General features: G+C 67.0%; 15 protein-coding genes. 4 read left to right on the forward strand and 11 right to left on the reverse strand.

The genetic code is table 11. The features are described from left to right. Positions 1 to 22 precede the first annotated feature (22 nt). Complete coding sequence (gene gyrB / locus U1839_RS06980; RefSeq protein ID WP_443030580.1) at positions 23 to 2,539, reverse strand: DNA topoisomerase (ATP-hydrolyzing) subunit B; 2,517 nt, start codon at positions 2,537 to 2,539, stop codon at positions 23 to 25. 52 nt (positions 2,540 to 2,591) lie between these two features. Here gyrB and U1839_RS06985 point away from each other — a divergent pair, with 52 nt between their 5' ends. Then, positions 2,592 to 3,341, forward strand: a complete 750-nt coding sequence (locus U1839_RS06985; protein WP_332802949.1) for a TlpA family protein disulfide reductase — start codon at positions 2,592 to 2,594, stop codon at positions 3,339 to 3,341. A gap of 291 nt (positions 3,342 to 3,632) precedes the next feature. Here the strand turns inward: U1839_RS06985 and U1839_RS06990 are convergent, their stop codons facing one another. The 3 genes from U1839_RS06990 to U1839_RS07000 form a co-directional block, all read right to left on the reverse strand. After that, on the reverse strand, positions 3,633 to 4,400 hold the full coding sequence (locus U1839_RS06990; RefSeq protein ID WP_332802950.1) for an OmpA family protein: 768 nt from the start codon (positions 4,398 to 4,400) through the stop codon (positions 3,633 to 3,635). Between the two features lie 83 nt (positions 4,401 to 4,483). Next, positions 4,484 to 5,554: a DNA replication/repair protein RecF gene (gene recF, locus U1839_RS06995; RefSeq protein ID WP_332802951.1), complete on the reverse strand. Its 1,071-nt coding sequence runs from the start codon at positions 5,552 to 5,554 to the stop codon at positions 4,484 to 4,486. A 116-nt stretch (positions 5,555 to 5,670) separates the two neighbouring features. Continuing rightward, a complete protein-coding gene (locus U1839_RS07000) occupies positions 5,671 to 5,841 on the reverse strand; it encodes a hypothetical protein (RefSeq protein WP_332802952.1) in 171 nt (56 codons plus the stop codon). A 239-nt stretch (positions 5,842 to 6,080) separates the two neighbouring features. Between U1839_RS07000 and U1839_RS07005 the strand changes: the two genes are divergently transcribed. Continuing rightward, entirely contained in the window at positions 6,081 to 6,395 is a 315-nt protein-coding gene (locus U1839_RS07005; protein ID WP_332802953.1) for a hypothetical protein, read from the forward strand. Here the strand turns inward: U1839_RS07005 and U1839_RS07010 are convergent. From U1839_RS07010 to U1839_RS07030, 5 genes are all read right to left on the reverse strand, one after another. After that, positions 6,392 to 7,189, reverse strand: a complete 798-nt coding sequence (locus U1839_RS07010; protein ID WP_332802954.1) for a Coq4 family protein — start codon at positions 7,187 to 7,189, stop codon at positions 6,392 to 6,394. The two genes, U1839_RS07005 and U1839_RS07010, sit on opposite strands and share 4 nt — an antisense overlap. 190 nt (positions 7,190 to 7,379) lie before the next feature. Beyond that, positions 7,380 to 7,610 (reverse strand): type II toxin-antitoxin system Phd/YefM family antitoxin, encoded by a 231-nt coding sequence (locus U1839_RS07015; RefSeq protein WP_332802955.1) that lies wholly within the window; start codon positions 7,608 to 7,610, stop codon positions 7,380 to 7,382. A 73-nt stretch (positions 7,611 to 7,683) separates the two neighbouring features. Further along, entirely contained in the window at positions 7,684 to 8,571 is an 888-nt protein-coding gene (locus tag U1839_RS07020) for an alpha/beta hydrolase (RefSeq protein WP_332802956.1), read from the reverse strand. Beyond that, a complete protein-coding gene (gene dnaN, locus U1839_RS07025) occupies positions 8,568 to 9,680 on the reverse strand; it encodes a DNA polymerase III subunit beta (RefSeq protein WP_332802957.1) in 1,113 nt (370 codons plus the stop codon). The genes U1839_RS07020 and dnaN overlap by 4 nt, the downstream gene beginning before the upstream one ends. Before the next feature lie 175 nt (positions 9,681 to 9,855). Further along, positions 9,856 to 10,521 carry an outer membrane protein gene (locus U1839_RS07030; protein WP_332802958.1) on the reverse strand — a complete coding sequence of 222 codons (666 nt, stop codon included), beginning with the start codon at positions 10,519 to 10,521 and terminating at the stop codon, positions 9,856 to 9,858. A gap of 140 nt (positions 10,522 to 10,661) precedes the next feature. On the opposite strand from U1839_RS07030, the gene U1839_RS07035 reads away from it, so the two are divergent. After that, positions 10,662 to 11,318 carry a histidine phosphatase family protein gene (locus U1839_RS07035; protein ID WP_332802959.1) on the forward strand — a complete coding sequence of 219 codons (657 nt, stop codon included), beginning with the start codon at positions 10,662 to 10,664 and terminating at the stop codon, positions 11,316 to 11,318. Continuing rightward, positions 11,315 to 11,818: an invasion associated locus B family protein gene (locus tag U1839_RS07040; RefSeq protein ID WP_332802960.1), complete on the forward strand. Its 504-nt coding sequence runs from the start codon at positions 11,315 to 11,317 to the stop codon at positions 11,816 to 11,818. The genes U1839_RS07035 and U1839_RS07040 overlap by 4 nt, the downstream gene beginning before the upstream one ends. Before the next feature lie 17 nt (positions 11,819 to 11,835). Here U1839_RS07040 and U1839_RS07045 read toward each other — a convergent pair whose 3' ends face one another. Then, complete coding sequence (locus tag U1839_RS07045) at positions 11,836 to 12,174, reverse strand: MerR family transcriptional regulator (protein ID WP_332802961.1); 339 nt, start codon at positions 12,172 to 12,174, stop codon at positions 11,836 to 11,838. An 8-nt stretch (positions 12,175 to 12,182) separates the two neighbouring features. Further along, on the reverse strand, positions 12,183 to 12,482 hold the full coding sequence (locus U1839_RS07050) for an integration host factor subunit alpha (protein ID WP_332802962.1): 300 nt from the start codon (positions 12,480 to 12,482) through the stop codon (positions 12,183 to 12,185). Positions 12,483 to 12,517: the final 35 nt, after the last annotated feature.

The following is a 12,517-nucleotide window of genomic DNA, read 5'->3' on the forward strand; positions in this document are numbered from 1 at the left end:
CCGCCGCACCGATCTCGGCTGCTCAGACGTCGAGATTGGCGACGCTCAGCGCATTCTCCTGGATGAACTCGCGGCGCGGCTCGACCACGTCGCCCATCAGCCGGGTGAAGATCTCGTCGGCGACATCGGCCTGCTCGACCTCGACGCGCAGCATCGAACGGTTCTGCGGGTCGAGCGTGGTTTCCCACAACTGCTCGGCGTTCATCTCGCCCAGTCCCTTGTAGCGCGAGATCGCCAGGCCCTTGCGGCCGGCGGCGAGTATCGCGTCGAGCAGCTGGCTCGGCCGGGCGACCATCGTCTCGCCCTTGCCCAGCACCACGGGTGCATCGTCGTCCTCTTCGGTCGCGGCATCGACTTCGGCCTGCGCCGCGGCAGCGGCTTTGCTCGACACGAGCCGGGCAGTCTGCGCGAAGCTGTCGCCCTGTTCGAGGGCAAGGGCGTGCAGCTTGCGCGCTTCGGCCGACACCAGGAAGGCCGCCTCGATGATGTGGTGATCGGTCACGCCGCGCCACGCGCGTTCGAAATGAATGCCGCCCTCCTCGGTCAGCACAGCGGTCCAGCGCGCCTCGGGGTCGGCGGCGATCAGTCCCTTGGTGACCTCGGCGACGCGCGTCTGGCGCTCGTCGCGCGAGGCGGCCGGATCGAGCGCGCCGCCCATCGCCAGCGCCTCGACCATCGTCGGATCGTAGCGCCGCGGGACATAACGCATCAGCGTGCGCATGCGCCGCGCATGATCGACCAGCGACCGCAGATCGGCACCCGACCGCGTGCCGCCGGCGCCTTCGAGCACCGTCGCGCCGACACCGTTCTCGACGAGATATTCGTCGAGCGCATTGTCGTCCTTGAGATACACTTCCGAGCGTCCGCGCGTCGCCTTGTAGAGCGGCGGCTGGGCGATGAAGAGGTGGCCGTTGGTGATGATCTCGGGCATCTGGCGATAGAAGAAGGTCAGCAGCAGCGTGCGGATATGCGCGCCGTCGACATCGGCGTCGGTCATGATGACGATCTTGTGGTAGCGCAGCTTCTCGACGTTGAAGTCGTCGCGGCCGATGCCGGTGCCCATCGCCTGGATCAGCGTGCCGATCTCGCGGCTCGACAGCATGCGGTCGAAGCGCGCGCGCTCGACGTTGAGGATCTTGCCGCGCAAGGGCAGGATCGCCTGGAAATGGCGGTCGCGGCCCTGCTTGGCGGAACCGCCGGCCGAATCACCCTCGACCAGGAAAAGCTCCGACTTGGCCGGGTCGCGCTCCTGGCAATCGGCGAGCTTGCCGGGCAGCGAGGCGATGTCCATCACGCCCTTGCGCCGGGTCAGCTCACGCGCCTTCTTGGCGGCCTCGCGCGCCGCAGCGGCGTCGATCACCTTGCCGACGATCGCGCGGCCATGCGCCGGATTCTCCTCGAGCCATTCGGCGAGCTTGTCGGCCATCAGGCTTTCCAGCGGCTGGCGCACCTCGGACGAGACGAGCTTGTCCTTGGTCTGCGAGCTGAACTTGGGATCGGGCAGCTTGACCGAAACGATCGCTGTGAGGCCCTCGCGCATGTCGTCGCCGGTCAGCGTGACCTTCTCCTTCTTGAGGAGACCCGACTTGTCGGCGTAGTTGTTGATCGTACGCGTCAGCGCGGCACGGAACGCGGCGAGATGGGTGCCGCCGTCGCGCTGCGGGATGTTGTTGGTGAAGGCGAGGACATTCTCGTAATAGGAGTCGTTCCACTCGAGCGCGACGTCGATCGTCACGTCGTCGCGCGTCCCCGAGATCGCCACCGGCTCCGGCATCAGCGCCACCTTGTTGCGATCGAGATACTTCACGAACGCGGCGATGCCGCCCTCATAATAGAGCTCGACAGTCTTGATTTCCTCATGACGCGCGTCGCTGAGGAACAGCCGCACGCCCGAATTAAGGAACGCCAGCTCACGATAGCGATGCTCGAGCTTGTCGAAATCGAACTCGGTGATCTTGAAGGTCGCCGGGCTCGGGAAGAAGGTGACGCGCGTGCCCTTCTTGCCGGGCGCCGGGCCGACGATCTTGAGCGGCGCGACCGCATCGCCAAAGGCGAAGCGCATATAATGCTCCTGCCCGTCGCGCCAGATCGTCAGGTCGAGCCATTCGCTGAGCGCATTGACCACCGACACGCCGACGCCGTGCAGACCGCCCGAGACCTTGTAGGCATTGTCATCGGAAGTGTTCTCGAACTTGCCGCCGGCATGGAGCTGGGTCATGATGACCTCGGCCGCCGAAACGCCCTCTTCGGTGTGGATGCCGGTCGGGATGCCGCGGCCATTGTCGGTCACCGAGACCGAACCATCGGGGTTGAGGACGATGTCGATCCGGTCGCAATGCCCGGCGAGCGCCTCGTCGATCGCATTGTCGGAAACCTCGAACACCATATGGTGGAGGCCCGAACCGTCGTCGGTATCGCCGATATACATGCCGGGGCGTTTGCGGACCGCGTCGAGGCCCTTCAGGACCTTGATCGAATCGGCGCCATAGTCGCCCTGGTTGGGTATGTTGGGATTATTGTTTTCGGGTGTGGTTGCCATGCCAAGCATATAGGGATTGAAGGGGCAATAAGGAAGCAAAATGGGGGCTGCGATGGGAACCCGCGGGGACCGAGTCACGGCGCTGGATCGCCGCAAACTTCTTGGCGGGATCGCTGCGGCCGTCACCATGCCGGCGATGCTGCGTGCCGCCCCTACGGCGATGACGCGGGAACGGTTGTTCACCGGGACACCGCTGCGGACCAACCTGCTCGCGCTCTGCTTCGAACGCTTCGAGCAGCCCCTGCCGACCATCACGCTTTCGAACGGCTCGCATAAGGTTTCGCTCGATACGTTGGTGGGCAAGACACGGATCGTCACCTTATGGGCCGAATGGTGCGTCCCGTGCCTGGTCGAGGCGCGCGACTTCGCCGCCCTGCAGCGGCGCTTTGCCGGCCCGAACTTCGAGATCGTCGCGGTGCTGACCGCAAGCGCGCAGAAGCTCGATTTCGCCGCCGCCCGCGCGCGCCTGTCGCAGGCACGGGTCGATAGCCTGCCGTTGCTGGTCGAACCCGATGGCGGCGCGCGCCTGATGCTCGGCCTGTCACCCTCACCCAGCGGCCATGGCGGGTCGTTGCCCTGCACCTTGCTGGTAGATTCGCGCGGGCGCATCCGCGGCCGGAGCAGCGGCGCGCCGACAGCGGCGCCAGTACCACGGGCGGGCGGCGCAGCGCGCGCCGGTACCCCGCTCAGCGAGGCCGACAAGCAGGCCATGCTCGCCAGCGATCGCGGGACGCTGTGGAATTCGCCCGCCGGCGAAGCATTGGTCACGGCGTTGCGCGACGGTATCCTCGACCAAGTGTGACGCGCGGCACGCACCACCGCGATTCGGCTCCCTGCTCGCTCGCTGTTTTCTCCCTGTTCGCTCCCTGATCGTCGCGGGCAACAGCGAGCGGCGCTCCCTGTTATGGTCATGGTCACTCCCTGTTCCTCCCTGTTACTCCCTGATCCGAAGCGAAATTCGCGGCGGACAGCGCGGGTGGCGCCATGGGGCGGGCGGTTCTGGCAGGAAGGCAGCTCGAGTTGAATCGGGCCGGGCAATCCCCGGGACGGCAAGACCAAGCGGTATTCGGTCGCACGCCCCGGGGACGCGGTCTTAGTCGTCGCGCGAGAAGCGATCGGCGCGCTGGCCGAGCAGGGTCACTTCGACACGGCGGTTCTGGCGCATGCCCTCGGGCGTGGCGTTGGTGGCGACCGGGCTGGTCTCGCCATGCCCCTGAACCACAAAGCGCGCGCGGACCACGCCCATGGCGTCAAACGCAGAGCGCACACTGGCCGCGCGCCGTTCCGACAGCGCCTGGTTGTGGGCGTCCGAACCGCGCGAATCGGTATAGCCGTCGATCGCCACACGCACGCCGGGTTCAGACTTGAGATAGCCGGCCAGCGGGCGCAGCTTGTCGATCGCGCCGGGGCGCAGCACGTCGCTGTCGGTCTTGAACAGCACGTCCTCCTGCAGGTTCAGCGTGGCGCCGCGCGCGGTCTGGCGGAAACCATAGTCACGCATCGCACGGTGATCCCACCCGCCGCGCGCTTCCTCGACGACCACGACATGGCCGGGACGATCCCAGTCGAAACGGTCGCGCCGTGCCCCGGCGACCTCGGCAAAGGCGCGATTGGCGGCGCGCGCCTCGCGCGGGCTGATCCAGCCATTACGATCGAAGTCGAAATTGCGCATCACGAAGGCGCGGCCACGCGGGGTTGCGCGCAGTTCCGGATAGAGGATGCCGACGCCCGCACCGGCCAGTCGATAGGCGCGATCGCCCGGGCTCCAGTCCCAGCGGCCCTGTGCCGCAGCACCACCGGCGCTGGCGAGGCTGAGCCCCGACAGGGCGGCGACGGTCAAAATCTTTGCGAACCTGTTCATCATTCTTCTCCATGGCCCCCGCCACGAGACAGGGATGGCAGCGAACGATTGAACCACGCGTTAGTGGCATCGACAGGCGAGGTTCAGACGGCGCCGAGCCCGGCGCCGCCGACCGCGAAGCGCGTCGCCTGATCGTCGATCGCGTCGAACAAAGCGGGCTCGGTGCCCGTCATCCACACCTGCCCCTTGCCCGCCAGCCGATCGAACAGCGCCGCGCGCCGCAACGGATCGAGATGCGCGGCGACCTCGTCGAGCAGCAGCAGTGGCGCCTGTCCCGTGCGTTCGGTGACGAGGTCGGCATGCGCAAGGATCAGGCCGAGCAGCAGCGCCTTCTGTTCGCCGGTCGAGCACAATGCCGCCTGCTGGCCCTTGCCGAGATGCGTCACGGCGAGATCGCTGCGGTGCGGCCCGACGAGCGTACGCCCGGCGGCACGATCGCGCCCTCGGCCGCTTGCCAGATCGGCGGCGAACGACCCGTCGAGATCGCTCCACCCGTCGAGCGCGAGGCCGGCGCGCGCGAACGGACCGTCGGGCGCAGCGGAGAGCCGCGCGGCGAGCGCGGAGACGGTGTCGCGACGCGCCGCGTCGATCGCCGCGCCATGTTCGGTCATCTGCGCCTCGAGCGCGCGCAACCACTCAGGATCGGCCGGCCCGTCTTCGGCGAGCAGGCGGTTGCGCGCGCGCATCGCCGCTTCGTAGCGATTGCTGTGCACCGCATGACCCGGCGCCAGCGCCAGCGTCAGCCGGTCGAGGAAGCGCCGGCGCTCGCTCGCGGCGGCGGCGAACAGGCGGTCCATCGCCGGCGTGAGCCACAGCACGGTCAACCATTCCGCCAGCGCGGTCGCCGCCGCCATGGCGCCATTGACGCGCACCACGCGCCGCTCGATCGCCGGTGGCTGTGCCCCGGTGGCGATCACGGTGTCGTCCGCCAAAGTCGCCGCGACGCCGAATCCGCCCGGCCCGCCTTGCCGCGCCATCTCGCCGAGCGGCGCGCGACGCAGGCCGCGCCCGGGGGCGAGCAGCGACACGGCTTCGAGGATATTGGTCTTGCCCGCACCATTGTCGCCGGTCAGCACGACGAAACCTTGCCCGGTTGCCAGGATAAGATCGGCGTGATTGCGGAAATCGGTCAGGACGAGGCGGGAGAGAGCCATTGCCGCTCCGTAGCAGCCGTGCCACACCGGCGACAAATCTGGAGTGGGCGCGCGGGTTGATCAGATCGGCGAGCAGGGTCGGCGCGGCGCTCATTCTGGCATTGACCATGCCGCTGCTATCCTGCGCGCGTCCCGCAGCGGCCGATATGGTCGCCCGCTTCGTCGCGGAAGACAACGCCCGGCAGACGATGACGGTCTATGTCGATGCTGCGGGTCGGTGGCGTGTCGAGGATACGCAAGGCGATGTCACGATCGCGCGTGACGGCAAGATTTTCGTCCTTGTCCACGACATGCCGAACAAGCCGCCGCTCCTGATGCGCAAGGACGATTTCGATGCCGCGACGGCAGCGCGGCAGATCGAAATCGTCAAGGCGTTGAAACTGCCGCCGCCCCCGCCGGATGTGGAGCCGATGCTTTTCGATATCGTCGAGGGGAAGCAGGAAACGGTCGGCCGATGGACGGGGCAGAGCTACGCCTTCAGCCTTCGGAAAGCTCCCGGAGGTGGTGCGACGATGGGAACATGGTGGTGTCGCGCGACCCGGCGCTTGCGATGCTCGGCAAGGCGCTCGTCGCTTATCTCGGGGCGCCCGACCTACACCTCCAGCCCGGGTTAGGGAGCAATCTCGGCGCCAGGCAGGCCGAGATTGCGCGCAAGGGCTGTTTGGTGCGATTCAATGGCGTGCGGCTGGAGATGACCGGGCCGGGGCCGGTCGATCCAGGATTGTTCGATCTGCCTGGCACGCCGCTGTCGCGCGCCGCGGTCGACGATGTGGTCCGGCGGTGGATGCCGATACCCGATCTCGGCCCCATCGGGCCGGTCGCGCACCCCGGCCAGCGCTAGGCGGCCAGCTTCGCCGGCGCGACCGTCTCCGGCTGCTGCTGTTTCTGGCTGAGATAGGACGCCATTTCCGCGCCAAGCTCGCGCTGGGCGGTGAGATAGGCGACGGGTTCGCGCAGGCCGAGCCGGGCACGCGCCGCCTCGATCGGCTCGTGGAGCAGCTTGAGATAATCCTCGCCGGCGAGCCACTTGGCCTGTTTGCCGCGACGATAGCCTTCCCACACGGCCCTGGCGAACAGCGTGCTTTTGGTTACGCGCAAGCTCTTGAGCGCTGCGGCACCACCGATGAACGCCCAGCCCAGACCGCCGACCTGCGCATAGCTGAACGCGACCAGCGCGGCTTCGCCCAGACTCTCATCGGCCTTGTAGCCGGTCATCACATGCCAGATGTCGTGCGTGTCACGCACCCGCCGACCAAACCAGGCATAGGGATGCGGCATATCTTCTTCGCGGTTGATCTTCGACACTTCGGCGAGACCATCGGCGGAATAGCCGGTCGATTCGAGGAAGTGCCGATAGGCCGCGCCGACCGTACCGGGTGCGAACTGGTCGGCGAAACCGGGCCGCGACAAGACCTCGGCCAGTTCGGTCCGCTCATAGGCCATGCGACCGCCTTCTTCGGTGGCGATGAACTGGGCATAGCTTTTCGGCGTCGCGCCGACATTGAGCGCGCGCATGATACGGAACACCTGGGTGGTGTCGTCACCATTCGCCATCAGCTTGCCGATCGCGTCGAAGGCGGTGCGCCAGTCGCGGCGGCCGGTCGTGCCGGGAAAAGGGGGGAGCGTGGCGGCCATCGGTCGATTCCTTACTGACATCTATGTTAATAGAGGATCAGCGCCCGATTGTCAACTCAGCAATGCAAAATGCGCACGGTGCGCGCCGGAGATTTCACCTCTTCTCATCTTCATCGCCAGCGATTGGCGACGGCGGTACAGGGTTCGCGGATCAGCGACGCTACCAGCGGCGACGTGTCGCAATAGATCATCAGTAACGCGCCGTATCGCGCATCTCCCGCACCGTTTCACTGGTCATCGGCATGTCTGCGGTACGAGCCCTGATGGCGTCCCAATCGATCGGCTGCTTCGGCTGCTCGATCGGCATAAGCCGCGCAACGGGCCTGCCGCGACGCATGATCTCGATCGTCTCGCCCGTTTCGACGCGGTCGATCAGCTCGCTGAAACGCGCCTTGGCATCGGTAATGTTGTAGGAATCCATGACCGATCAGCCTGACCCTGTTGATGACGAACCATAGCAGCAAGCCGCCAATCGCCCAAAAAGATCGTTCGCCTCAACCGGTCTTGTCGATCGTCGACCGGAGAAAATCGAGCAATGCCTTCCGATAGGCCGGTGATTCGTCATGCGACGTCGCGGCGTGATCGGCGCCGACCGCCCACCACAATCGCTTGCTGCCGGGGATGGCATCGTACAGCGCGCGCGTCTCGGATGGTGGGGTATAGCGATCTTCGGCCCCGCCGATCACCAGCACCGGGCAGCGCAGGGCAGCGACCCGCGCGATCGGCGCGAGCCTGTCGGGCCAGACGCCGAACCGAAGCCGCGCCTGATAGCTCAGCAGAGGCTCGAGCAATCCGGCGGGTGCGATGCCGGCGGTCGCGACGAGCCGGTTGCGGATCGCATGTCGGATATCGGGATAGACCGCCTGAAGGACGAAAGCCCGCGCCGGCACCGGGTCGCCCTCGCCAAGCAGGGCGGCCGCGCCGCCGAGCGAGATGCCGAGCACCGCGACCGGAGCGCCGCGCTGACGCTGTTTGAGCCAAGCGAACGCTGCCGCCGCGTCACGCGCCTCGAACAGACCGAAGCTGTGCGACGCACTCGCGGATTCGCCATGCCCACGAAAATCGATGGTGAGTGCGGCGAAACCTTGTTGAGAGAGCCACTCGGCGGTCGAAGCCTCGGCGGCGCGCGACGCGCCATTGCCGTGCAGCAGCAGGACCGCCGGGGCATCGGCACCCCGGCCTGGCCAATAGGTCGCGGCGATGGCAAGCCCGTCCGCGCTACGAAGCCGAAAATCCCGCGCCGGCGCAACGGCTGCGGCGACCGGCGATGGCGAAGGCCGCGTCAGCACATTGCCGATCAACCACAGGCCCGACAGGCCGCCGATCGTCAGCAACAGCAAGGCGAACCCGCAACGCCGCCACAGGCGGCGCCGGCGGATCACACGCGCATCGGCATCAACACATAGAGCGCCGCGCTCTTGTCATTCTCGCGGATCAGCGTCGGTGCGGCAGCGTCGGCGAGGTGGACCTCGACCACGTCGCCTTCGATCTGGCCGAGAATGTCGAGCAGATAGCGGCTGTTGAAGCCGATCTCGAAGCCGAGCGCGGTATATTCGCCCGACACTTCCTCGGCGGCGGTGCCGTTTTCCGGGCTGGTCACCGACAGCGTGATCTTGTCGCGATCGAGCGACATCTTGACCGCGCGGGTCTTTTCGGTGGCGATGGTCGAGACGCGGTCGACGCCTTCCTCGAAGCTGCGCGGATCGATGCGGAGGATCTTGTCGTTGCCGGTCGGGATGACGCGGCTGTAATCCGGGAAGGTGCCGTCGATCAGCTTGGAGGTGAGCAGCGCCTGGCCGAGATCGAAGCGGATCTTGGTCGACGACAGCGACACGCCGACCGAGCCGTCGATCTCGTCGAGCAGCTTGCGGAGTTCGGCCACGCATTTGCGCGGGATGATCACGTCGGGCATCGATTCGGCTCCGTCCGGGCGCGGAATCGTCACGCGGGCGAGACGGTGGCCGTCAGTCGCCGCAGCCTTGAGCACCGGCAGCGGATCATCCGACACATGCCAGAAGATGCCGTTGAGATAATAGCGCGTTTCTTCGGTCGAGATCGCGAAGCGCGTCTTGTCGATGATCTGCTTGAGCGTATCGGCGGGCAGCTCGAACGACACCGGCAGCTCGCCCTCGGCGATGACCGGGAAATCGTCGCGCGGCAGCGTGCCGAGCTGGAAGCGCGCGCGCCCGGCCATGATCGTCATCTTGCCGTCGGCGGCGGCGAGCTGGACCTGGCTGCCCTCGGGCAGCTTGCGGGCGATGTCGAACAGCGTGTGTGCCGACACGGTGGTCGCGCCGGGCTGGTCGACCGCAGCGGCGACGCTCTCGTTGATCTGCAGATCGAGATCGGTCGCCATCAGCTTGAGCGCGCCTTCGGCGGTCGCCTCGATCAGCACGTTGGACAGGATCGGGATGGTATTGCGCCGTTCGACCACGGACTGGACGTGGCTCAGCCCCTTGAGGAGGGTTGCACGTTCGATCGTCGCCTTCATTTCCTGTCCCCCGGGGCCAGCCCCGTTTCCTTCCCGCCAGCGCGCGGCGCCGGGGGCAATCCGCCGTGTCCTTTCCTTAACGACAAAAAGGGCCGGAGCAAGCGCTCCGGCCCTCTATTTGTCACCGATTTGTCAGCGAAACCGCCTCCAAACCGGACATATCCCCCGGCGAGGATCAGAAGCGGAAGCCAACCCCGGCGACGACCTGGTGACGGTCGGTGTCGACGCTGAAGTTGTTGGTGTTGGCGCCGTTGGCATATTCGAGCCGCGCATTGTTGTAGTTCGAGTAGCGATACTCGATCTTGGCATAGGTGTTGCGGCCGATCGACTGCTCGACACCCGCGCCGACGCGCCAGCCGTCGAGGTTGAAATGCTGCGCCGTGGTGGTGGTGCCGTTATTGGCCGTCAGGTCGAGACGCTGGTTGCTGTAACCGCCCTTGGCGTAGACCAGCGTGTTGCGACCGGCGCGGATACCGGCGCGCGCGCCGAGATACAGATCGCGACCGGCCTTGACGCGACCATAGCCGAGCGACGCGGCGGCGACCGGATTGTTGCTCACCTTCGCGGTCGAACCGGAGACTTCGCCTTCGGCGCCGAGGACGATCCCGCCGAGTGCGACGTCATAGCCGACATCGCCGCCATAGGTCAGGCCTTCGGCGGCGTTGCGGTCGCTGATCGACGAGCTCTGGGTGCTGCCGGCCTGCATCCGGTCATAGCCGAGCAGCACGCCGACGCGCGGGCCGGTGAAGGGATCGCGCGCAGCGCTGTCCTGGGCGAAAGCGGGAGCGGCGGCGCCGAGCGCGATGGCCGACACGGCGGCGGTGAGAATAAGCGTACGCATAACCAAACTCCATTCATCTACTGCCCGGGCGAACCGTGCCTCGGGAGGCGCTGAATGACCCAGTTCGGCGCGAGTTTCATGAACCTGAGACAACGAGGAAAGGCGTTGCAATTGCGCCACAGGCGGTTGAAACGGCAGCGATGCATACCAAGGCGCGAGCCCGCACCGAGCGCCACGGGCGCGACTTCATCGCCCGGCACGGCGAGACGGTGTTCAACGCCGCCGGGCGGTTGCAGGGCGAGCACGCACATACACCGCTGACCCGCACGGGCTTTGCCCAGGCCGAGGAAATGGGCGCAGCACTGCGCGCCCAACTCGGCGCCAGGCCGAAACTGACCTTATGGGCCTCGCCGACCGGGCGCGCGTTGCAGACGCTGGCGGTGATCGCGGAACATCTCGAGCTCGACTGGCACGCAACCCGGACCGACCCGCGCCTCGTCGAAATCGGCATGGGCGGCTGGGGCGGGCGTTATTACACCGATGTGATCGCCGAGGTCGGGCCGGTCATCGACCAGCAAAACGGCTTGCTGAGCCCGGCCGCCGATGGCGAACGCTATGCCGACATCGTGACCCGCGTTTCCGGCTGGCTCGACGACACCGACGACGATGCCGGCGACCGGCTCGTCATCATGCACGGCATTTCGAGTCGCGTGCTGCGCGGCGTGATGACCGGCGCGCCCGAACTGCCGGGCTATGGCGCCCCGGCGGCGGGCAGCTTGCCGCAGGGTTCGGTGGTGATGATCGACAGCGGTGTCGAGCACATCGTCTATCGCGGACGGGGCGGTACGCGGGCGTGAGGCGCGCCGCCGCGCTGCTCGTGCTGGTCGCGACACCGGTTGCGGCGCGCGATTCGCTCGGCACCTTCGGCAGCTGGGGCGCGTTCACCGACCCAAGTCCCCCGCGCTGCTTTGCCATCGCGCAACCCGTTCAGGCCGGCGGCGCAGGGCGGCCCTTTGCCAGCATCGCGACCTGGCCGGGGCAGGGCGCGCGCAACCAGTTGCACGTGCGCCTCAGCCGCGAACGCGACGCCCGCGCGCGCGTCACCTTGTCGGTCGGCGAGCGGCGTTTCGAGCTGGTGGCGGGCGGCGCCGACGCCTGGGCACCCGACGCGCGGACTGACGCGGCGATCGTCGTGGCGATCCGCGCCGGTCGCAGCATGAGCGTCGAGACGCTGGCGCGCAGCGGCCAGCCCTTTGCCGATGTCTATGCGCTGCGCGGCGCGGCGACCGCGATCGATGCGGCAGCGCTTGCCTGTGTCGATGGCGTGAAAGGCGCCGCAACGCCGCGGACGCCCTGAGCGCTTAAGGTGCGCGCCTAGGCGGCGTCCTCGGCCAGCGCGCTTGCGAGCTGGGCGCGAAGCGCCTCGAGCACGCTGAGGTCAACGGGGGAGGAGCCCCTTTTGCGCTCGCTCGACAGCAGCTTCTGCACGCCGCGGATCGTATAGCCCTCATGATGCAGCATCGCGTTGATCCGCAGCACGAGCGCGACATCCTCGGGTCGGTAATAGCGGCGATTACCCGCGCGTTGCAGCGGACGCAGCTGGGGAAAGCGTGTTTCCCAATAGCGCAGGATATGCTGCGGAAGCCCCGTCTCGCGCGACAGTTCGCCGATCGTACGGAACGCACCCGCTGCCTTGTCGGAAGCGGTAGCCATGACCGAGGTCAGCCCGCGCTGACGATGCGATCGCGCATCATCTGGCTGGCGCGGAAGGTGAGCACGCGGCGTGGGGCGATCGGCACCTCGACGCCGGTCTTCGGGTTACGGCCGATGCGCTGACCCTTGTCGCGCAACACGAAGGTACCGAAGCCCGAAATCTTCACATTTTCGCCATTGGCGAGTGCATCGCCCATATGGCCGAGAATCTGTTCGACCAGCTTGGCGGAGTCGGCGCGCGACAGGCCTACCTGATGATGCAGTGCCTCGGCCAGATCGGCTCGTGTCAAAGTTCCCGCAGGTACCATCGGTTCTCCCCTCCCTGTGGCAGAAACTCTGTCTA

This window comes from Parasphingomonas halimpatiens, assembly GCF_036663795.1.
In the GTDB taxonomy this organism is placed as follows: domain Bacteria; phylum Pseudomonadota; class Alphaproteobacteria; order Sphingomonadales; family Sphingomonadaceae; genus Sphingomonas.